This window comes from Halalkalibacter lacteus (genome assembly GCF_036663595.1).
In the GTDB taxonomy this organism is placed as follows: Bacteria; Bacillota; Bacilli; order Bacillales; family Bacillaceae_D; genus Halalkalibacter; species Halalkalibacter lacteus.
The window spans coordinates 1-236 of sequence record NZ_JAWRVL010000454.1 but is presented as its reverse complement, the minus strand read 5'-3'; the positions used below and the strand labels follow the sequence as shown (position 1 = coordinate 236).

The 236-nt window shown below is 62.3% G+C and carries 1 pseudogene; it reads left to right on the top strand.

The window, feature by feature from the left end:
* Positions 1-236: pseudogene (locus SAZ04_RS22995) on the top strand (hypothetical protein); the annotation flags it as partial.

The following is a 236-nucleotide window of genomic DNA, read 5'->3' as shown; positions in this document are numbered from 1 at the left end:
ATGAAGGAACGCGCGACAAGTGGACCAGCATCTACGCGTCGTTCGTCCAACATGCCTGGAACCCGGACCTCCGCCGCTTTCGCAATTTTATGAACTTCGACCGCACCTGGTGTGAGGATGAGGGGTCCGAGGATTCGAACGGTCGAACGCTTTGGGCCCTGGGTGTCACCGCGACCGAGGCACGGGCACGCAAGCATCGCGACTGGGCAGCGGCGATGTTCGACCAGACCGCCAGC